The sequence below is a fragment of the Avibacterium paragallinarum genome (genome assembly GCF_900450705.1).
Lineage (GTDB): Bacteria > Pseudomonadota > Gammaproteobacteria > Enterobacterales > Pasteurellaceae > Avibacterium > Avibacterium paragallinarum.
This window is the reverse complement of record NZ_UGHK01000002.1, coordinates 1,779,605-1,800,428: the sequence shown is the minus strand read 5'-3', so window position 1 is coordinate 1,800,428 and position 20,824 is coordinate 1,779,605. Positions and strand designations below refer to the sequence as shown.

Sequence of the window (20,824 nt, the reverse complement as noted above, 5' to 3'; positions counted from 1 at the left end):
TTCCTCCTATGAGTTGGCTTGATTAAGTAAAAGATGAGCCAGTGTTTGCACGCCGATACCTGTCGCCCCTGCCGCCCATAAATTGCTAGCGGATTTGCGATAGGTGGCTGAGCAATCAATGTGCAACCAATGTTGTTGATAATTTTTGACAAAATAGGACAAAAACGCCGTTGCAGTGCTTGCCCCCGCCCCTACTGGCACGGTGCCGATATTGGCGATTTGAGCAAATTGCGAAGCAATCTGCCCGCGATGAAATTCTTCAAAAGGTAAACGCCAGAAAGGCTCATTGGCGGTCTGTGCTGCATTCAATAAGGCGGTAACCAATTCGTTATCCATTGAAAGCACGCTGTGATAATCGTTCCCCACTGCCACTTTCGCCGCCCCTGTTAGGGTGGCACAGTCGATAATAAACTGCGGGTTTTGTTTATCCGCTTCGATCAAACCGTCCGCCAACACAAGGCGACCCTCTGCGTCCGTGTTTAACACTTCCGCCGTTACGCCATTGCGATAGGTGATGATGTCGCCCAGTTTTAAGGCGTTGGCACTCACCATATTTTCCGCACAGCATAGATAAAGTTTTACGCGTTGATTTAACCCACCTGCGATTGCCATTCCCAATGCACCCGTGAGCAACGCCGCCCCGCCCATATCCGTTCGCATTGTGGACATTGAATCGCTTGGTTTAATGCTGTATCCGCCACTGTCAAAGGTGATCCCTTTGCCTACTAAACAAGCCAATACAGGGGCATTGGGATCTTGGCTTGGATTGAAATCGAGTTGCAACATCGCAGGGGGATTTACTGAGCCTTTCCCCACTTGCCAAATACCTTGATAATTTTGTGCGAGCAATTCTTCGCCAGAAATGATGTCAAAACTGACCGCACTTTCACTGGCGTAGTCGGCTGAAAGCTCGGCAATAAATTGAGCCGCACGCTCAGCTAATTTTTTCGGAGTAATCACATCAGAAGGTAAGTTAATGATTTCTCTCACAAAGTCACCACATTGAATACGTGCAAATAATTCCGCCTGTGGCTCATCGTCAAGATGAGGAAATTCAATAGCATAATCTTGTTTCGCGGAATAAAAGCCTTGATAAAACGCCCAGCAGTTTTCTAAATCCCAGCCCTCGCCGCTGAGTTCCACGTTGTGAATGCCTTGATTGCGTAATTTGCGTGCCGCTTGTTGGATCAAAGTGCGGTCAGAATTTGAGGCATTTTTTTGCAGATGGATAATGCTTTCCTCATTGGCAAAGCTAAGCAACGCATTTTCTCCCCAAACGGGGGACGCGGGTTGTGTTGAAAGATGAACTAACATAATGATTATCCTTTATAAAAAGTGGTTTCTGTATCCTAATATAATAAAAGGAAAAATCCAACGGAATAATGATGAGAGGTGTGTTTTTATCACAAATGAAAAGGGCGGACAAGTTGCCCGCCCGAGAAGTGATTTAGTCTAAATGAATGGGCTTGGTTTTATAAAAAGAAATCATCGCAATCGGGGCGATCACGGTGAACCAAATCGACCATTGCAATGGCATTCCTAAATATACGCATAGCACGCCGAGGAAAGTGGCAGCAATAGCGAGGGTAAAGCCAATTACGCTGTAATTGGTGTCTTTATCTAAATACCAACGCAAGAATGCTAAGGCGATGAGATAAATCGCGGTGCAGAGGCTTAACGCGGTCATTGCAAATAAAGGCGAAACCGAATGGGCGTTTGTGCTGTGTTCGGCGACTTCCGCCATTGTGCCAAATTCTTTTACTGAATCGGCGAGCAATTCTAAGCCTGAACCTAAGGCGGTGAGGGCGATGAAAATTAGCAAATGTCCGTAGCCATAGACTAACGCGTTATTTAAGGTGCGTTGTGAATGCAAAAATTCCCCCCACGGCATTTTGAAATATAGCCACCAAAGAGAGAACATTAGTGCTGAAATCCCTAAGCCTAAAGGGAATGCTTCGGTAAGTATCGCTTCATTACTGTGGAATAATGGCGTGATGGCGTTGGTCGCCCCTAGAATGCCTTCGCCGAGTACGATAATCACCAATAAACCATAACGCTCGGCAATGTGATGCGGATGCCACGCAGTTTTATTGGCACTTTCCGCCCAAACGGGAACAGATAATTCGAGTAAAGCACCAAATAGGAAGATTTGATTAAACAAATGAGGAATATAGATAACAATAATTGCCCAAAAAAGCTGTGCAATAATAATACCGAACGCATAGCGTAAACAGGTCGTTCGACGCTCAGAATCGCTTTTGGCAGCACGAAACCACTGATATGCCATAGCAATACGCATTACGATATAACCAATGAGGATCATTGTGTAATCATTATGCTCAAACACATTATTAATGCCAATGGCTAAAATAATCGCCCCGAACATTTGCACCATTGTAACAATGCGGTAACTAAAGTCGTCGTTATCATAAGCCGAAGCAAACCAAGTGAAATTCATCCACGCCCACCATACGCAGAAAAACGAGGTGGCAAAACGAATTAATCCGTCACTGAAATGATGAGCTGCTAAAGCGTGGTGTAAACCGCTCGCGGTGGCAGCAATGGCGATAACAAAAACTAAATCAAAATAAAGCTCCAAGGTGGTAGCGACACGGTGCGGTTCGTGGTGGTCGCGGGAACGCATTATTTTATGAATCATTAAAAACTCCGAATACAAATAAAAACTTAGGGGCTGTAGTAGATTAGCAACAATGCTATACTACAAAAATGAAGATAACATATTGTAAATTAAAGCAATCCATACAGAAAAAACTGCTTGAGTTTTTTGTCGCAGAAGTTACTGCAAGAACAGCAGCAAATTTGCTAGATATTCAACCGAATACAGCCGCTTTGTTCTACCATAAAATCAGGCTTGTGATTGGCTATCATTTATCCCTTGAAGTTAACGAGATTTTTGAGGGGAAATTGAACTAGACGAAAGCTATTTTGGTGGTCATCGAAAGGGAAAACGAGGACGAGGACGAGGAGCGGCTGGAAAAGTTGCTGTTTTTGGGTTACTAAAACGACAAGGAAAGGTATTTACTGTTGTGGTTGAAAACACCAAGAGTGAAACATTACTCCCTGTTATTAAAAGAAAAATCAAGCCTGATAGCTGGGTTTATACGGACACTTATCGCAGTTATGATGCGCTTGATGTGAGTGAATTTCACCACGAACGAATCAATCATTCCGAGCTATTTGCGGTGAAACAAAATCATATTAATGGCATTGAAAATTTTTGGAATCAGGCGAAGCGGATACTGCGAAAATATAATGGAATTAACCGAAAAAACTTTCCTTTATTCTTGAAGGAATGTGAATTTCGGTTTAACTTTGGGACACCAAAAGAGCAGTTAAAAATATTGCGAAAATGGTGTGAAATTTAGGGCTAATCTACTACAGCCCCAAAACTTAACCAAGTTGAAAAATAATTTAGCTATTAACCTGTGGTGCAAAATTTCAGCGGGGATTCTATCACAATTTTTGATTTTCTGAGTAGTTCACTAAATTTCTATAAAAAACTTGGTGAATGCGGGTGAAAAGAGTATAATTCGCCCGTTTTTTGACTTACTTTATTAACATTAGAGGAATTAATGGCAAAAGAAGATTGTATTGAAATGCAAGGCACGATTTTAGAAACCTTGCCGAACACGATGTTCCGCGTTGAATTAGAAAATGGACACGTTGTTACTGCACATATTTCAGGAAAAATGCGTAAAAATTATATCCGTATCTTAACGGGCGATAAAGTAACGGTGGAAATGACACCTTACGATTTAAGTAAAGGGCGTATTATTTTCCGCAGTCGTTAATTTAGCTTCCTTCTTAAGGATCTGCTTCGAAATGAAGCAGATTTTTTCTTTTCTGACTTCCTTTTTCTGCCATTTCTCATTATAGTTCGGTTATTTCTAGCTAACAATAAGGCGATAAAATGAAGAATATCAAACACTTTGCACAACGCTATGTAGATTGGGTGATCCGCTTAGGTAGGGTAAAATTTTCCTTGCTTGGTGTAGTCATTTTGGCGGTGCTTGCCCTTTGCACGCAATTTTTGTTGAGCTTATGTGTAGTCGGCACAGTATATTGGCACGATGTAGGGCGTTCTGTATTTTTTGGCTTAATTTCCGCCCCATTTGTGATTTATTTCTTCACCTTATTAGTAGAAAAACTAGAAAAATCTCGCCTTGAACTGGCAAAATTGGTAGATAATTTACGTCGTGAAGTATCAGAAAGAATGATTGCGGAACGAAAATTATCTGTTGCGTTAAATGATTTAGAACAAAGTAGCCGTAACAAAACCGCTTTAATGACCACCATCAGCCACGAACTACGCACGCCGCTCAATGGCATTATCGGCTTAAGTCGCATTTTGCTAGACAGCCCCTTGAATCCCGAACAACAAAATTATCTCAAAACCATCAATATGAGTGCAGTGTCTTTAGGGCATATTTTTAGCGATATTATCGATTTAGAAAAAATTGATGCGCACAAAATTGAATTAAACCGTAAAGAAACGGATTTTTATGCCTTTCTCAATGACATCGCCAATTTTGCCACCTTAATGGCAGAGCAAAACCACCTGAAATTTGAATTGCAATATGAGCCAAACTTACCGCAATGGATTTACATCGACAACGCCAGATTAAGCCAAATTCTGTGGAATTTAATTAATAATGCGGTGAAATTCACCGAAAAAGGCGTGATTCGCCTCCGTGTTTCACAAGTAGGAGAACAAACTTTCGCTTTTGCGATTTCTGATACGGGCATTGGCATTGCACAAGCCGAGCTAGAACATATTTTCGCGATGTATTACCGCGTGAAATCCAAACAATATCAGCACGCGGGCAGTGGCATTGGCTTGGCAGTTTCCAAAACCATCGCCAACCTAATGGGCGGCGATCTCACCGTGCAAAGTGCGGTGGGAAAAGGCTCTGTTTTTACATTACAGATCCAAGCGGAAATTGTGAGTAAACCTTTAGAATATCAGCATTATTTACCTCATCAGCTACGCATTTTGTTGATTGAAGATATTGAAGTGAATATCGTGGTGGCGAAATCTATTTTAGAAAAATTGGGCTATCAGGTTGATGTGGCAATGACGGGCAAGCAAGCCATTGAGAAATTTGAACAAAATGACTACGACTTATTGTTAATCGACATTCAACTGCCTGATATGTCAGGCTTCGACATTGCCCAACAGTTGCGTCAAAATTATGAAAATGATCACTATGATTATCTCCCGCCGCTGATCGCCTTAACTGCTAATGTAATGCACGATAAGCAAGATTATTTGCAACAGGGAATGGACGACATTCTCCGCAAACCTCTCTCCTTGGACGAACTAACGCAATGTTTGTATCAGTATTTTGCTGATGACCTCACGCAAAGCTCACCGCCTCCGAGCTTTGTGCCTCATCAGGCAGAAAGGCTATCCGCATCGTACGATAGCCCGCTGGATTTCCCATTTTTGAATGAGCTTATGGCACTCTTAGGCAAAAAAACAGTGAAAAATAACACCGCACTGTTTGAACAGCAAATGCCTGATTATATTGCAGAACTGAACATCGCATACAAGGCATACAAAAACGCTCCTTACCCTAAAGAACCCCTAGCCTACCTTGCCCACAAAATCAAAGGAGCCGCAGGGTCTGTGGGCTTAAAACGCATTCAACACCTCGCCGCGTCAGTGCAAGAATGGCAATCTCCAGATTGGGAGGCGAAGATTGATGATTGGATCGCACAACTGAATGAATATTGGCAACAAGATTTGAAAACATTAATGGATTGGTTAAGTAATGCTGATGTCGCTTGACAATTATTTGGGCTCCTTGCATTGCCTTTTAGGGAAACGCCTAAGAGAATATGAATAGCGTTGCCTTCCCACTTTTTACTATTTTACTAATCTACGTTTTTTCGCTTATATAGCTCAATTGAGTTCACTTTTATACAACACTCTGCTCCGATGACACAAGCATACGGAGAGGAGAAATATAGTCGTTTAAGTTCAAAATAAGACAAGGCAACAAGTCTCAGACAGTACAAATAGCACGGCAAGGCGAAATAACACCGTATTATTTTGAAATCAAACGACTATAACGCCGTAGGAAAGTGAAAGAAGTTTCGCTATATTGTATTTTTCAGGTGAACACATCTCCCTACAAGTATCAACATAATTTTGTTTTGATTAAATCGATATTTTCATTATTACTCTGCTTGCCGATATTTATCGATCCACAATAAAAAATTCGCATACACTGTTCCTGCTACAGAATGCCATACGCAAGCCACTGCACACACTACGGCAGATTCAGGAATCGCGGGGAAAAATTTCATACTTAGCCCTGTAGCAAGCCCTGCGTTTTGTACGCCCACTTCGAGCGAAAGGGTTTTCTTTTTCGCAAGGCTCATTCCAACGCCTTTGCCTGCTAAATAGCCCAAGGCATAGCCAATCACATTATGCACAACAATACACAGCAAAATCACCAGCCCAGATTGCAAAAAATAGTTGCCATAAATCGCCACCACACCACCAACAATAAAGGCAAAGTTAATCACTGCCACACCAGGCATTAAGGCTTTAATATCTTGAAACCATTGTTTGCGGTGAAATGCCATATTCAAAATTGACCCCACAGCAACAGGCAAGACGGTTACAAGCAACATAAATTTAAACATCGCCCAGCCGTTCATTTCGATACTTTGTCCAACTAAATAATTGAGCAAGAGCGGGGTCATCACGGGTGCGATCAGGGTGGACACAGTAGTCATTCCCACTGAAAACGCCACATCGCCTTTAAACGCCACATCGCCTTTACATAGAAACGCCATAATGTTAGACGCTACGCCACCAGGGCAAGAACCAACTAAGACCAAACCAAGGGTAAGTGCTGGAGAAAGCTCAAAACTTTTTGCAATCGCAATCGCCACAAAAGGCATTACGGTATATTGCACAATCGTACCAATAAGAATATCTAACGGACGTTGTGCTAACACTTGGTAATCTTTTTTACCTAAAGTCATTCCCATTGAAAGCATAATAATGCTGATGATGAACACTTGCGTATCGCCTTTTACCCAAGTGAATAATTCAGGTTTATAAAAGGTGATTAACGCCAGCACGATAATAAAAAGTGCGGTGAATTTTGCTAATAAAAAACTGAGTTTTTTCAGAAATTGCATTACTTTCTCCTAATTTTTTCGTCAATAAACGTGCTACTTTGCTTGCTTCCAAGGGGCAACTTTAAATAAGCATAACATTCCGGGAATCGCGAGCCAGAAGCAAAGCCAGAAATACTCATAGTAGCCGAGCCAGTCAATTAATGTGCCCGCTTGGGTGTTTAAGGTGGCACGGGGTAAGGCGGCGAGGCTGGTGAATAAGGCGAGTTGGGTGGCAGTGTAAAGCGGGTTGGTTTCGCGTGCCATAAAGGCGACAAAGGCGGCTGTACCTAAGCCGATGCCGATATATTCTGCCGCCACTACCACGCCAAGCGACCACAACGCGGTGCTGTCCACCTCCGTAAAAGGCCCTTGGCTTGCTAGCCACGCAAAGCCCAAAATGGTGATCATTTGCACCACGCCGAACAGCCATAAAGCACGGTTAATACCGATTTTCAGCATTATCACCCCGCCTAGGATACTGGCGGCGATCATCGGCCAAAGGGAAGCATTTTTCACCACCACGCCAATTTGTGTATTACTGAACCCCATATCCAAATAGAATGGCGAAATCAACGCCGTTGCCATACTGTCGCCAAGTTTGTAAAGGAAAATAAATGCCAAAATCCCCAATGCCGACCAAATCCCTTTACGTTGAAAAAATTCACGAAACGGCTCGACTACGCTATCTTGTAAAGTGCGGTGTTTTTTCAGCTCAATTTTTGGCTCAGTGCTTAAAAATAGGCACATAAAAATGCCCGGCAACATAAACAGTGCGGTGATGATAAACACAGTTTGCCAAGCAAAATGATCGGATAAAATCAGCGATAGCGACCCTGGCACTAAGCCCGCTACGCGATACGCATTGACGTGAATGGAATTGCCTAGCCCGAGTTCTTGATCGGATAAAATTTCCCGCCGATAGGCATCAAGCACAATATCTTGCGTGGCGGAAAAAAACGCACAAAGCGTGCCTAGCCCCGCGACTAAACTCAAGCCCCCTTGCTGTTTGGGATCGATAAAGCCAAATAAGGCAAGGCTCACGAGTAAGAGAATTTGCGAGATAAAAATCCAGCCCCGCCGCCGTCCTAAAAACGGTGGCACAAAACGATCAAGCAATGGCGACCAGAGAAATTTCCACGAAAACGGCAAGGTGATGAGGGTGAGATAGCCGAGGGCCTTGAGGTCGATTTGCTCAGAACGCAGCCAAATTGGCAGCAGGGAAATCAAAATATACAGCGGCAACCCTGAGCTAAAGCCCGTGAACACGCAAATGAGCATATTGCGACTAAAAATCTGCTGCCAGAGGGGTGGTGTCGTTGTCATAGCGATAAAAGTGCGGTGAGAAAAACAGATAAATTTATGCGGCAGCCAATGCCACCGCATAAACGCCTAATCCCGATAGCCTTTAGGATTATTTTTTTGCCAGTTCCACGTATCTTGCATCATTTCGTTCAAGCCCCACTTCGCTTTCCAGCCTAATTCTTTAGCGGCAAGGGACGGATCGGAATAGCAAGTGGCAATGTCCCCTGGACGACGGTCCACCAGTTTGTAAGGGATCTGAATGCCATTCGTTTTCTCAAAGGCACTCACCATATCCAACACCGAATAACCTACACCCGTACCAAGATTGTAAATGTGCAAGCCCACGTCATTTTGATGACGTTCTAAGGCTTTTAAATGCCCAATGGCGAGATCCACAACGTGGATATAATCACGCACGCCCGTGCCGTCGTGGGTATCATAATCACTGCCGAACACAGAAAGTTGCGGTAATTTGCCGATCGCCACTTGGCTGATGTAAGGCAATAAATTGTTCGGAATGCCTGTTGGATCTTCGCCAATCAAACCGCTGTGATGAGCACCAACAGGATTGAAATAACGCAAAATGGTGAAGCTAAATTGTGGTTCAGCTTTTGCGACATCGGAGAGAATTTGCTCAACCATTAATTTTGATGTGCCGTAAGGGTTAGTTGTGCCGCCCACTTTGCATTGCTCGGTGATTGGCACGATTTCAGGATCGCCATACACGGTGGCAGAAGAGCTAAACACCAAATTCCACACGCCCGCTTTTTTCATTTCTTCCACTAAAACTAGCGATCCCACCACGTTATTTTGATAATACGCCATTGGCTTTTGCACGCTTTCGCCCACCGCTTTTAAGCCCGCGAAGTGAATGACTGATTTGATCGCATTTTCAGCAAAAATTTGCTGTAACATCGCACGATCTAACACATTGCCTTGATAAAACTTCACCGCTTTACCGGTAATTTGCTCTACGCGTTGCAAAGATTTTGGTGAGGAATTGCTTAAATTATCCAACACCACCACGTTAAATCCTGCGTTTACTAATTCCACTACCGTATGCGATCCAATATAGCCTGCTCCGCCTGTTACTAAAATAGTCATTTTGTTCCTCAGTTTCTTACTTGTCATAAATTTGGCTAGTATAAACCATTTTTTCGCCAGATTTTCATCATCGCGAAAAAACTCGTCCAGAAAACACCGCACTTTTTCGCCAATCCCGATTTTCCTGACACCGCAAACGTTTACTATTGCGTACTTTTCTGTAAAATAACGCCATTTTTCTTTCCCTAATTTGTAAAGGACATCTATGCTTACAGAAAAACTTTTCGAGATCACTCAGCGTGGCTCAACCTTACGTCAAGAAATTATCGCGGGCTTAACCACCTTTTTAGCGATGGTGTATTCCGTGATTGTCGTGCCGAATATGCTCGCGGCGGCAGGTTTTCCGCCTGAAAGCGTGTTTATCGCCACCTGTTTAGTTTCAGGGCTTGGCTCAATTTTAATCGGCTTATGGGCAAACGCCCCAATGGCGATCGGCTGTGCCATTTCCCTCACCGCTTTCACCGCCTTCAGCCTCGTTTTAGGGCAAGGGGTGAGCATTCCCGTCGCCTTAGGGGCAGTGTTTTTAATGGGAATCGTGTTTAGCCTAATTTCTGCTACTGGCGTGCGAGCGTGGATTTTACGCAACCTCCCGGCTAGCATTGCACAAGGGGCAGGTATCGGCATCGGCTTATTCTTATTATTAATCGCCACCAACGGCGTAGGTATTGTGGTAGGCAACCAAGCAGGGCTGCCGATTAAACTCGGCGATTTCACCAGCTTCCCCGTGTTGATTTCCCTTGCTGGGCTTGCGGCGATTATCGGGCTAGAAAAAATGCAAATCAAAGGCGGCATTTTGTGGGTGATTATCGCGATCACGCTGATCGGCTTAGCGGTTGATCCGAACGTTACCTTCAACGGTGAATTGTTCAAAATGCCAAGTTTCGGCGAGCAATCGCTGTTCTTACAATTAGACCTCACAGGAGCATTGCAACCTGCCATTCTGCCCGTTGTTTTCGCCTTAGTGATGACTGCCGTTTTCGATGCCACAGGCACAATCCGAGCCGTTGCAGGGCAAGCCAATTTGCTGGATAAAGACGGGCAAATCATCAACGGCGGCAAAGCCTTAACTTCCGATTCTGTCAGTAGCCTTTTCTCAGGTCTATTCGGCACAGCCCCTGCGGCGGTGTATATCGAATCTGCTGCGGGTACGGCTGCGGGCGGGAAAACGGGTATCACCGCCATTGTCGTGGGCGTATTATTCTTATTAATGATCTTCTTCCAACCACTCGCTACTCTCGTACCAAACTACGCCACTGCACCTGCCTTGATGTATGTGGGGTTATTAATGCTCAGCAATGTCAGCAAATTAGATTTCAACGACTTTATCGGTGCTATGAGTGGCTTGGTTTGTGCGGTATTCATCGTGCTAACCGCCAATATCGTAACTGGCATTATGCTTGGTTTCGCTTGCCTTGTCATCGGACGACTCATCAGCGGTGATGTGAAAAAACTCAACCTCGGTACAGTGCTAATCGCGATTGCGTTAATCGCTTTTTATTTGGGTGGGTGGAATATTTAAAAACACGACAATAGCATTCGAAATACAGGCAATCCTACGATAGTTATCGTAGGATTTTTTTATCATTTCAAATTGTTCTTAAAACAACCTTTAAACAAACTCCTCACCGACAGACTGAATACTTCAGTCACGAATATTTTACGATCTCGATCGCAAAAGTGCGGCGTGTTTCTTGTCTATTTTTTCCTTACAATGCAAAGTAGGAAATACTGAATTGTTCAGTAAACATACTTTAATATGGAATGAAAAAGGAAACTCACAATGAAAATTAAAACGATTTTATCTTCTCTCATTTTGGCAATAACATTTATTGGTTCGGTTTATGCTGATGAAACAGTGAATCCGCCAGCCACGACACAAGTGACGGATAATAAAACTATCGACACCACATTTATTGGCGAAAAGCTCAATATTAATACGGCAAGTGCAAGTGAAATTCAAAAAGCCTTAGTAGGCATTGGGGCGAAGAAAGCAGAAGCTATCGTGGAATATCGAGAACAACACGGTAAATTTATCGCTCCAGAACAACTATTAGAAGTAAAGGGGATCGGAAAAGCGATTTTTGAAAAAAATAAAGATCGCATAGATTTATCTTCATTTAATAGTAATAGCCAATAGAGACAAATTGAAAAATGCACTATACTACTTGAGCTAAGTCAAAGATTATCGTCAGAGCATTTTAACGATAACTTTCTGTTTTATCCTTATAAGGTAGCTTAGTGCAAGCTACCTTTTTCATATTACAGGATTGAAAAATGAAACAAAAAATTGTGCTTGCTACGGGCAACCAAGGTAAAGTGAAAGAAATGGCTGATGTGCTTGCGGAATTTGGTTTCGATGTCATTGCACAGACTGATTTAGGCATTGAAAGCCCCGAAGAAACAGGCTTAACTTTTGTGGAAAATGCCTTATTAAAAGCTCGTTATGCGGCAAAAATGTCTGGCTTGCCAGCGATTGCTGATGATAGCGGATTAGTGGTAAACGCATTGAATGGTGAACCGGGTTTATATTCAGCACGTTATGCTGGGGTTGATAGCGAGCAAGCCGATGCCGAAAATCGTAAAAAGTTATTACAAAAATTAGCTAACGTGCCAGCTAAAGAACGGCAAGCTAAATTTGTTAGTTGTATTGTATTATTGCAACACGAAACCGATCCTTCTCCGATTATTGCGGAGGGGGAATGTGTCGGAGAAATCACCTTTGCTGAAAAGGGAGAAAATGGTTTTGGTTATGACAGCCTCTTTTTCTATCCAGAAAAAGACCGCACTTTTGCCGAGCTAGACACCGCAGAAAAGAAAAAAATCTCGCACCGTGCAAGGGCGTTAGCAGTATTAAAAGAGCGGTTAAAATAATGCTCGTATTGCCTCCGTTAAGTTTGTATATCCATATCCCTTGGTGCGTGCAAAAATGCCCTTACTGCGATTTCAACTCGCACGCTCAAAAAGGCAATATTCCCGAGCAAGACTATGTCCAGCATTTGCTAGCAGATTTACGTCAAGATCTTGAACGCTATCAAGAAAGCATTGCTCATCGCTCTCTGCATTCGATTTTTATCGGCGGCGGTACGCCAAGCTTGTTCTCAGCAACAGCGATTTCTCAGCTTTTACAAGGTATTGAACAACAAATTCCTTTTGAACCTGAGATTGAAATCACCCTTGAAGCTAACCCTGGTACGGCAGAAGCGAGCCGTTTTTCAGGTTATGTAGAGGCGGGAGTAAATCGCCTTTCTTTAGGCATACAAAGTTTTGATGATGAAAAATTGCAACGCTTAGGGCGTATTCATAATTCTCGAGAAGCCCAAAGTGCGGTGCAAATGGCGAAAGATTCAGGATTTCACCGCATTAATTTGGATTTAATGCACGGCTTGCCTGAGCAAACTTTACCCCAAGCCCTTGAGGATTTACGCCAAGCCATCGCCCTTGAACCAAGCCATCTCTCTTGGTATCAGCTCACCATTGAACCCAATACAATGTTCGCCTACCGTCCGCCGGCTTTGCCTAATGATGATGCCTTATGGGATATTTTCGAGCAAGGCCATCAGCTTTTAACCACCGCAGGCTACCAGCAATACGAAACCTCTACCTATGCCAAAGCGGGCGATCAGTGTCGGCATAATTTGAATTACTGGCGATTTGGCGATTATTTGGCGATAGGCTGTGGGGCTCACGGCAAACTGAGCTTTACAAATGGCGATATTATACGTTTTAGTAAAACCAAGCACCCTAAAGGCTATATGCGAGGGGAATATTTATATGAAGAAAAACCGATCACACTTACGGATCGTCCTTTTGAATTTTTTATGAACCGTTTTCGCTTGCTGGAAGCCTTTCCCAAAACGGAATTTCAACAATTAACGGGGCTTTCCTCCGATGTTATCAGAGAGCCAATGAATTGGGCAAAAAGGAAAAAATATGTTCAAGAAACTGACCGCACTTGGCAAATTACGCAACAAGGCAAATTATTTCTCAATGAGTTATTAACAGAATTTTTATCTGAAGATCACTAAATCCAGTCCACTTTCATACAGGAGCAACCAGCTTGTATGAAAGTAGAACTCATTTAGTGATAACGAATTATTGTGCAAGCAAACGCTCATCTAACAATAAATCGTCATTTCTATTCACACCAACACCACGAGCAAGAATATTGCGTGCAATCTGATAAGCTTCATCTAAGGAATGCTCTGTATAAGTGCCACATTGGTATTCATTTAATTCAGGAATATCATTTTGATTTTGCACTTGTAGAATATCTTTCATTGCCGCAAGCCAAGCTGTTACGACTTGTTGCTCATTCGGTCTACCAATTAATGACATATAAAACCCTGTACGGCACCCCATTGGAGAAATGTCAATAATCTCAACTTGCTCACTATTCAAGTGATCCCGCATAAAACCTGCAAAAAGATGTTCAAGAGTATGAATCCCTTTCGGCGGTAAAATTTCTTTATTTGGAATACAAAAACGTAAATCGAAAATAGTAATGTCATCACCTTTTGGTGTACGCATTATTTTTGCAACACGCACGGCGGGAGCATTCATCTTCGTATGATCGACTTTAAAACTATCAAGTAACGGCATAATATCCTTCCTTATAAAATGTAAATTTATGTAAAAAAATCTCTGTATTTTTGAACTTTCTTGCTATTAAAGAGTCATATGATATAGCAACTTGCAGTTGTTTTAATAAATTTGATTCCTTAATTATTTCGCCATTCTTATCTAGAATGGCTTTTTTATGGCTAGTTGTCCACAATCAATATAGACATTGCGAACCTTTACTGTTTATTAAAATGGCTACACCTAAACTTGGTTAAAGATAAGTAGTAGCAAATAGCGAAATAATTTTCCTATCAGTATTAATAGCAATGAGTTAAACTAATTTAATCTTAGCCAACCTGCCAATGCACAAAACGCATCACCTACAATAGGAAACCAACTGAACAATAATGTCCAAATACCATAACGTTGGATTTTCTTTAATGCCCAGCTATGTTGCAAATTTCGTTGTTCTAAATGAGGGAAACATCGTCCAATAATATAAGTTGTCATCCCCCCTAGGGTATTCCCTATTACTGCAACAATAACTAATTTAAAAATATCAACAGAAAAAAATGTCTCATCAAAAGGTGCGGTCAAAAAGAGAAACATAATTTCTGAATTGCCTAGCAATACTGTTGAGCTTAAAAACGCACTAATAAACATTATCCACAGGCTATTATTTTGTTGGTCAAACAACTTGTAATCAACCAAATCAAACATAATCTGTCATATATTTATTCATATAATTAATTCGATCTTGTTCGTTGATTTGTCGAATTACTTTGGCAGGGCTTCCCATAGCCAAACTATTGGCTGGAATATTTTTATTAACCAAAGAACCCGCCCCAATGACTGAATTATCTCCAATAGTTACACCGCCCAAAATAATCGTATTTCCTCCAATCCAAACATTATTACCAATGATAATAGGTAAAGCTTGCTCCCAATCTTGCTGACGTAATTCTGGATCAAGGGGATGCCCAACGGTATAAAGACTCACATTTGGAGCAAACATCACATTATCCCCAATCTTAATCCCTCCACTGTCTAACAGCGTACAGTGGTAATTGGCAAAGAAATTTTCTCCCACTTCAATAAAACAACCATAATCACAAAAAAATGGTGCATTAATATGTGGAATCCCTTTGGATTTACCTAAAATCTGTTGAATCAATGCTGTCCTTTTTTCTATTTCGGAAGGACAAATTTGTGTGTTATATTGGAAAAGACGTTTTTTATTTTCTAAACGAAGCTGGGCTAATTCACGATCATTTGGCTTATGAGCAAATCCCGCTAGCATTTTTTGTTTATTGGATAACATTTATTTCCCCTTTACTAGCTGATTGATACGCACATCAAATACGTCCATTCCGGCTGCAAGTCCCGCTTTTATACCAAGATCAGCATCTTCAAATACCAAGCAATTTTTTGGATTAACGTGGAGTAACTCCGCACAACGTAAAAATGTATCTGGAGCAGGTTTATGTTTTTCTACATCATCAGCTGTAACAATAGCATCAAAATAAGAATAAAGATCAAATTTTGTTAATAATAAATTTACTATTGCTTGATGAGAACCTGTACCCAGTGCTAAAGGCTTTTTATCAGAAAAATATCGCACAACATCAAAAGTAGGAAGTAGGCTTGAATGTTGCATAATTAACTCAATACCATATTGTCGTTTTAATCTTATAACATCATCAAATAAACTCATTGGCATCGCTGCTTTTTGCATCATTACTTTCGCGATTTCTCTTACCGAAGCACCGCCTAATTCATAAAGCATTTGCCCATCAATAGGATATCCCAAAGTCTCTCCCACCTTATCCCACGCACTTTTATGGCTCGGCATAGTATCAATCACTGTGCCATCCATATCAAAAATTAATCCTTCATAGTCTGAAAAACACTCAAAATCTATCATTTTTACCCCCCTAAAATTTTATTATTTTGATACAAATTTGTGATCTCTGCACTGTTTTATTTTCTGAGATTCCAGTAAAGTTAGCATATATAGAATTATAATCACTACGTCCAAATCTTCGAATAAATAACAGAAGGTAAAAATGGAATTACAGCAACAATTAACGTTTTTATTACAGAGAAAACTCATAGATGAAGAAATTGTACAATGGATCTTGCACATTCAGGAACATTTGATTACACAATGGCACGCTGATGTAGATAATCGCCAAGTTTTTATGCTCTTTAATCATTTAGCCATGGCATTAGGACGTATTAAACGAGGATATATCGCCAATCCATTAGATGCTGAAATATTATCAGAAATACAAAGTGCGGTTTCTTTTCCCCAAATTTTTCAACGTCATTCTGAGTTGCTAGCACTTATCCCCTTAATAATACCTGAGAATGAACAAACGCATCTTATTGCAAATATTTACGCCCTTTCACTTACACAACCGCATATTTTAGATTCATTTTAAAATCAGGCTCTGCACTATAGGCTTAAAAATGAGAAACACTATAGCGTTAATTATTCATTTTTGAATACCCGCATTGGTGCTATAATTTTCGACCATTTCATTAATAACATTTTATTAATAATAGGAAAGAATATGATACGAATTGGGCACGGGTTTGATGTACACGCATTTGGTGGTAATGGGCCGATTATTATTGGCGGGGTGGCAGTGCCTTATGAGAAAGGTTTGCTGGCGCATAGTGATGGTGATGTGGCGTTGCACGCTCTAACTGATGCCTTGTTAGGTGCGGCGGCGTTGGGGGATATTGGTAAATTATTCCCAGACACCGATCCGCAATACAAAGGGGCGGATAGTAAAGTTTTGCTACAAGAGGCTTATCATCAAGTACAAGACAAGGGCTATAAAATCGGCAATGTGGACATTACGATCATTGCGCAAGCACCGAAAATGCGTCCGCACATTGATGCGATGCGGGCTGCCATTGCTCAGGTCTTGGCTTGCGATATGGAGCAAGTGAATGTGAAAGCCACCACCAGCGAAAAACTCGGTTTTACGGGACGGGGCGAGGGCATTGCGTGCGAAGCGGTTGCTCTGTTGGTTAAGGGGTAATCAATGCTTGAGCTGGCTTATTTGCAATCCCCGCCTACTCAACAAGCCCATTTGAAAGCGGAATGTGCGGATTTTATCGTTAAAGAAAATTTGGGCTATGAGATGACAGGCGAAGGGGAATTTGTTGCCCTGTATGTGCGGAAAACCGATGCTAACACCCTTTTCGTGGGGGAAAAATTGGCAGAGTTTGCGGGCGTTCCAGCGCGTAATATGAGTTATGCTGGATTAAAAGATCGCAAGGCGGTTACTGAACAGTGGTTCTGTTTGCATATGGCAGGTAAGCCCACGCCTGATTTCAGCCAATTCCATTTGGAGGGGGTAGAGCTCCTCAAGGTTACCCGCCATAATCGCAAAATTCGTACAGGCAGCCTAGATGGCAATCATTTTGAGATTTTGCTACGCGGTGCAACGGAAACAGCCGATCTGAAAGTGCGGTTAGAAAATTTAGCAAATTTTGGCTTTCCCAATTATTTCACCGAACAACGTTTCGGGCGTGATGGGCATAATCTCACCCAAGCAATGCGTTGGGCTGAGGGAGAAATTAAGGTGAAAGATCGCAAAAAACGCAGTTTTTACCTTTCTGCCGCACGCAGTGAAATGTTTAATTTGGTGGTGTCTGATCGCCTCTCGCGACAACTTTCGCAAACCGTTTTACTCGGCGATATTGTTCAGTTAAGTGGTTCGCAAAGTTGGTTTAGCGTTGATGAAAATGAAGATCGCAATGAATTAAAAGTGCGGTTAGAAAATCACGATATTTTTCTCACCGCCCCTTTGGTGGGGGAAGTGCCGCAGCCTGCGAATGAATATGAAAACGCGGTTGTGCAACAGCACCAAGCCATTCTCGCCTTAATGCAAAAAGAACGAATGAAACCCAGCCGCCGCCCTTTAATGATGCATCCGCAAGATTTGCAATGGACATTTTTACCCGAAGGGCTAAAACTGTCTTTTTCGCTCCCCGCGGGTAGCTATGCCACCGCATTGGTTCGCGAATTAGTTATGATTATTGAATAGGAAACATAATGAATATTTTACTCTCTAATGATGATGGCATTCACGCCGAAGGCATCAAAGCCCTTGCCAAAGAATTGCGTAAAATCGCACAAGTTACGGTGGTCGCCCCCGATCGCAATCGTAGTGCCGCCTCAAGCTCGCTCACCTTAGTTGAGCCTTTACGCCCAATGAAATTGGATAATGGCGATTATTGCATTAATGGCACGCCTGCCGATTGCGTGCATTTAGCCTTGAATGGTTTTCTGTCTGGGCAAGTGGATTTGGTGGTGTCTGGCATTAACGCAGGGGTCAATTTAGGTGATGATGTGCTGTATTCTGGCACGGTTGCCGCGGCGTTTGAAGGTCGTCATCTTGGCTTGCCAGCGGTTGCGGTTTCCCTTGATGGTCGCCAATACTACGAAACTGCCGCTCGCATTGTGTGCGAACTAATCCCCAAATTGCATAGCCAGCTATTAAAAAGCCGTGAAATTTTGAACATTAACGTGCCAGACTTGCCTTATGAAGAAATTAAAGGCATCAAAGTTTGTCATTTGGGTTATCGTGCGGCTGCCGCTGAGGTGATTAAACAGCAAGATCCCCGTGGCGACACAATCTATTGGATTGGCCCTGCAGGCTTGGCGGAATATGAGCAAGAAGGCACGGATTTTCACGCGGTGAAAAATGGTTATGTTTCCATTACGCCAATCCAAGCAGATATGACCGCTTATCACTCACTTCAATCTTTACAAGATTGGTTAAAAAGTGAATAATGCAATGTTTTACAACAGTTTGAGGATAGTCGATTGAAAATTTTTGGTACGCTGTACGATAAAGTAATGCAATGGTCAACCCACCGCTATGCAACGGGTTGGTTGATTTTTACTAGCTTTATTGAATCCATTTTTTTCCCTGTTCCCACTGATGTGATGTTAATCCCAATGGCAATATCTCAACCCAAACGTGCTGTGCGTTTTGGCGTTTATGCGGGAGTCGCTTCCGCAATTGGCGGGATTGTAGGCTACGCACTGGGCTATTATGCCTTTGATAGTATTCAGCATTATCTCGTTAGCCTTGGTTATCAAGCACAATTTGACACCCTGCTCAGTTGGTTTCAACGTTGGGGCGTTATGGTGATGTTTCTTGCGGGCTTTACGCCGTTACCCTATAAACTTTTTACTATCTGTGCAGGTGTAATGAATATGGCATTTGTGCCTTTTTTGCTCATTTCCCTCGTTTCACGGCTGGCAAGGTTTATCTTGGTGGCGAAATTATCCGCTTGGGGCGGGCAGAAATTTGCCCATCGGCTACGTCAATCCATTGAGTGGATTGGCTGGGCGGTACTCCTCTTGGCTGCGATTATTTACTTAATTATGAGATAATTGGGTTTTACTATGAATAAATGGCTTTCATTATTGTCTATTATTTTGCTCTTGCCAGCCTGTGCAACCACGCCATCGCCTAACGATGAAAATGCACTCTCGCCTGGGGTAATGCAACCTGTGGCCAGTTCTGGGGCAGCGGACGGAGCAGAATGGCAACCTAAAATCAAATCAATACCTATGCCAGAATCAATGAATTAATAAATAATAAGGAATACATTATGAAAAAATCTTTTTTTATGTTACCCATTGCAATCTCTGTATTAGCGGCTTGTTCATCAACCAGCCCTGCTCCTGTAGAAGAAGCAAATAATGCTTTACCTGCGGGAATGATGCGAGCTGTAGATAATAATTTATCTACTACTTGGGAGCCTCAAATTCAAAAACAGAATATGCCTGCTTCGATGGTAACCCCACAACCCCATCAAACTTACCAAACATATCAAGGGAACGCACAACAGTTACAACAAAATCAACCCGTTGTCGCTATGGAAAAAGTATCACAAGACTTTGTTATTCCACGCAATCCACAAACAAACGCGCCCGATTATAGCAAGATTAGCAAAGGGTTCTATAAAGGTAGCACATATACCGTACGTAAAGGCGATACAATGTTTTTAATCGCCTACATTTGTGGGCTTGATGTTAAAGAACTTGCAACAATGAATCATATGAGTGAACCTTATAATTTAAGCGTTGGTCAAGTCTTGAAAGTATCAAATAAAATAGCAACAGCTTCTACTACTCAAACAACACAAAGCACCTACAATCAACGCTCAAATAACAGTTCCTATATTTCTGAGCCATCCATAACTATGCCTACGCAAATGAATAATCAAGTTCAAGAAAAAGTAAAATCAAGCGTACCTGTTATCACCAAAACACAGCAAACTACTGGAGTTAATAATATTGTTTGGCGATGGCCAACCCGCGGTAATATTGTGCAAAGCTTCTCTAACGCCGATGGTGGCAACAAAGGGATCGACATCAGTGGTTCACGTGGTCAAGCAATTAATGCTGCTGCTGCAGGCCGTGTAGTTTATGCTGGAAACGCTTTACGTGGTTATGGAAACCTCATCATCATCAAACATAATGATGATTTCCTCAGTGCTTATGCTCACAATGAAAGTATTTTGGTGAAAGATCAACAAGAAGTAAAAGCAGGTCAGCAAATTGCCAAAATGGGAAGCTCTGGCACAAATAGTGTAAAACTGCATTTTGAAATTCGCTACAAAGGTAAATCTGTTGATCCTGTAAACTATTTACCAAGACGCTAAG

General features: G+C 42.1%; 21 protein-coding genes and 2 pseudogenes. 14 read left to right on the top strand and 9 right to left on the bottom strand.

From position 1 onward, the window contains the following. Nucleotides 1-6: 6 nt before the first annotated feature. Together pepB and DXZ23_RS13840 are read right to left on the bottom strand one after the other, a co-directional pair. Nucleotides 7-1,314: an aminopeptidase PepB gene (gene pepB, locus DXZ23_RS13845; protein WP_017805044.1), complete on the bottom strand. Its 1,308-nt coding sequence runs from the start codon at nt 1,312-1,314 to the stop codon at nt 7-9. 133 nt (nt 1,315-1,447) lie between these two features. Further along, complete coding sequence (locus tag DXZ23_RS13840) at nt 1,448-2,659, bottom strand: low temperature requirement protein A (protein WP_017805046.1); 1,212 nt, start codon at nt 2,657-2,659, stop codon at nt 1,448-1,450. Nucleotides 2,660-2,727: 68 nt separating this feature from the next. Here DXZ23_RS13840 and DXZ23_RS13835 point away from each other — a divergent pair. The 3 genes and pseudogenes from DXZ23_RS13835 (at nt 2,728) to DXZ23_RS13825 (ending at nt 5,812) form a co-directional block, all read left to right on the top strand. Continuing rightward, nucleotides 2,728-3,386: pseudogene (locus tag DXZ23_RS13835) on the top strand (IS1595 family transposase). 207 nt (nt 3,387-3,593) lie between these two features. After that, nucleotides 3,594-3,812, top strand: coding sequence for a translation initiation factor IF-1 (infA, locus tag DXZ23_RS13830; protein WP_005627617.1), 219 nt, complete (start codon nt 3,594-3,596; stop codon nt 3,810-3,812). 119 nt (nt 3,813-3,931) lie between these two features. After that, nucleotides 3,932-5,812 carry an ATP-binding protein gene (locus DXZ23_RS13825; RefSeq protein ID WP_017805047.1) on the top strand — a complete coding sequence of 627 codons (1,881 nt, stop codon included), beginning with the start codon at nt 3,932-3,934 and terminating at the stop codon, nt 5,810-5,812. Nucleotides 5,813-6,204: 392 nt separating this feature from the next. Here the strand turns inward: DXZ23_RS13825 and DXZ23_RS13820 are convergent, their stop codons facing one another. From DXZ23_RS13820 to galE, 3 genes are all read right to left on the bottom strand, one after another. Beyond that, entirely contained in the window at nt 6,205-7,179 is a 975-nt protein-coding gene (locus DXZ23_RS13820; RefSeq protein ID WP_017805048.1) for a bile acid:sodium symporter family protein, read from the bottom strand. Nucleotides 7,180-7,212: 33 nt separating this feature from the next. Beyond that, nucleotides 7,213-8,481, bottom strand: coding sequence for an AmpG family muropeptide MFS transporter (locus DXZ23_RS13815; protein WP_026138426.1), 1,269 nt, complete (start codon nt 8,479-8,481; stop codon nt 7,213-7,215). 66 nt (nt 8,482-8,547) lie between these two features. Next, nucleotides 8,548-9,564, bottom strand: a complete 1,017-nt coding sequence (gene galE, locus DXZ23_RS13810; RefSeq protein ID WP_017805050.1) for a UDP-glucose 4-epimerase GalE — start codon at nt 9,562-9,564, stop codon at nt 8,548-8,550. A gap of 205 nt (nt 9,565-9,769) precedes the next feature. Here galE and DXZ23_RS13805 point away from each other — a divergent pair, with 205 nt between their 5' ends. The 4 genes from DXZ23_RS13805 (at nt 9,770) to hemW (ending at nt 13,589) form a co-directional block, all read left to right on the top strand. Continuing rightward, nucleotides 9,770-11,083 carry an NCS2 family permease gene (locus tag DXZ23_RS13805; RefSeq protein ID WP_017805051.1) on the top strand — a complete coding sequence of 438 codons (1,314 nt, stop codon included), beginning with the start codon at nt 9,770-9,772 and terminating at the stop codon, nt 11,081-11,083. Between the two features lie 261 nt (nt 11,084-11,344). Then, nucleotides 11,345-11,701 carry a ComEA family DNA-binding protein gene (locus tag DXZ23_RS13800; RefSeq protein WP_017805052.1) on the top strand — a complete coding sequence of 119 codons (357 nt, stop codon included), beginning with the start codon at nt 11,345-11,347 and terminating at the stop codon, nt 11,699-11,701. A gap of 137 nt (nt 11,702-11,838) precedes the next feature. After that, nucleotides 11,839-12,435, top strand: coding sequence for an RdgB/HAM1 family non-canonical purine NTP pyrophosphatase (rdgB, locus tag DXZ23_RS13795; protein ID WP_017805053.1), 597 nt, complete (start codon nt 11,839-11,841; stop codon nt 12,433-12,435). Further along, complete coding sequence (hemW, locus tag DXZ23_RS13790) at nt 12,435-13,589, top strand: radical SAM family heme chaperone HemW (RefSeq protein ID WP_017805054.1); 1,155 nt, start codon at nt 12,435-12,437, stop codon at nt 13,587-13,589. The genes rdgB and hemW overlap by 1 nt, the downstream gene beginning before the upstream one ends. 67 nt (nt 13,590-13,656) lie before the next feature. On the opposite strand, the gene luxS is transcribed toward hemW, so the two are convergent. The 4 genes and pseudogenes from luxS to DXZ23_RS13770 all read right to left on the bottom strand — a co-directional run bounded on the left by luxS (nt 13,657) and on the right by DXZ23_RS13770 (nt 16,048). Continuing rightward, nucleotides 13,657-14,163, bottom strand: a complete 507-nt coding sequence (luxS, locus tag DXZ23_RS13785) for an S-ribosylhomocysteine lyase (protein ID WP_017805055.1) — start codon at nt 14,161-14,163, stop codon at nt 13,657-13,659. Between the two features lie 300 nt (nt 14,164-14,463). Next, a pseudogene (locus tag DXZ23_RS13780) lies at nt 14,464-14,844 on the bottom strand (YqaA family protein); the annotation flags it as partial. Further along, nucleotides 14,837-15,445, bottom strand: a complete 609-nt coding sequence (locus DXZ23_RS13775; protein ID WP_017805058.1) for a sugar O-acetyltransferase — start codon at nt 15,443-15,445, stop codon at nt 14,837-14,839. The pseudogene DXZ23_RS13780 and the gene DXZ23_RS13775, both read right to left, overlap by 8 nt. Beyond that, nucleotides 15,446-16,048: a beta-phosphoglucomutase family hydrolase gene (locus DXZ23_RS13770; RefSeq protein ID WP_017805059.1), complete on the bottom strand. Its 603-nt coding sequence runs from the start codon at nt 16,046-16,048 to the stop codon at nt 15,446-15,448. A gap of 142 nt (nt 16,049-16,190) precedes the next feature. Here DXZ23_RS13770 and DXZ23_RS13765 point away from each other — a divergent pair, with 142 nt between their 5' ends. The 7 genes from DXZ23_RS13765 (at nt 16,191) to DXZ23_RS13735 (ending at nt 20,823) form a co-directional block, all read left to right on the top strand. After that, the gene (locus DXZ23_RS13765; RefSeq protein ID WP_017805060.1) at nt 16,191-16,568 is read left to right on the top strand and encodes a hypothetical protein; all 378 of its coding nucleotides are present in this window, start codon (nt 16,191-16,193) and stop codon (nt 16,566-16,568) included. 132 nt (nt 16,569-16,700) lie between these two features. Further along, entirely contained in the window at nt 16,701-17,177 is a 477-nt protein-coding gene (gene ispF, locus DXZ23_RS13760) for a 2-C-methyl-D-erythritol 2,4-cyclodiphosphate synthase (protein ID WP_017805061.1), read from the top strand. A 3-nt stretch (nt 17,178-17,180) separates the two neighbouring features. Further along, complete coding sequence (gene truD / locus DXZ23_RS13755; protein ID WP_017805062.1) at nt 17,181-18,188, top strand: tRNA pseudouridine(13) synthase TruD; 1,008 nt, start codon at nt 17,181-17,183, stop codon at nt 18,186-18,188. Between the two features lie 8 nt (nt 18,189-18,196). After that, a complete protein-coding gene (surE, locus tag DXZ23_RS13750; RefSeq protein WP_017805063.1) occupies nt 18,197-18,937 on the top strand; it encodes a 5'/3'-nucleotidase SurE in 741 nt (246 codons plus the stop codon). A gap of 33 nt (nt 18,938-18,970) precedes the next feature. Beyond that, nucleotides 18,971-19,546, top strand: coding sequence for a YqaA family protein (locus DXZ23_RS13745; RefSeq protein WP_017805064.1), 576 nt, complete (start codon nt 18,971-18,973; stop codon nt 19,544-19,546). A gap of 12 nt (nt 19,547-19,558) precedes the next feature. Further along, nucleotides 19,559-19,747 carry a hypothetical protein gene (locus DXZ23_RS13740; RefSeq protein ID WP_017805065.1) on the top strand — a complete coding sequence of 63 codons (189 nt, stop codon included), beginning with the start codon at nt 19,559-19,561 and terminating at the stop codon, nt 19,745-19,747. A 20-nt stretch (nt 19,748-19,767) separates the two neighbouring features. Next, nucleotides 19,768-20,823 carry a peptidoglycan DD-metalloendopeptidase family protein gene (locus DXZ23_RS13735; RefSeq protein WP_017805066.1) on the top strand — a complete coding sequence of 352 codons (1,056 nt, stop codon included), beginning with the start codon at nt 19,768-19,770 and terminating at the stop codon, nt 20,821-20,823. Nucleotide 20,824: the final 1 nt, after the last annotated feature.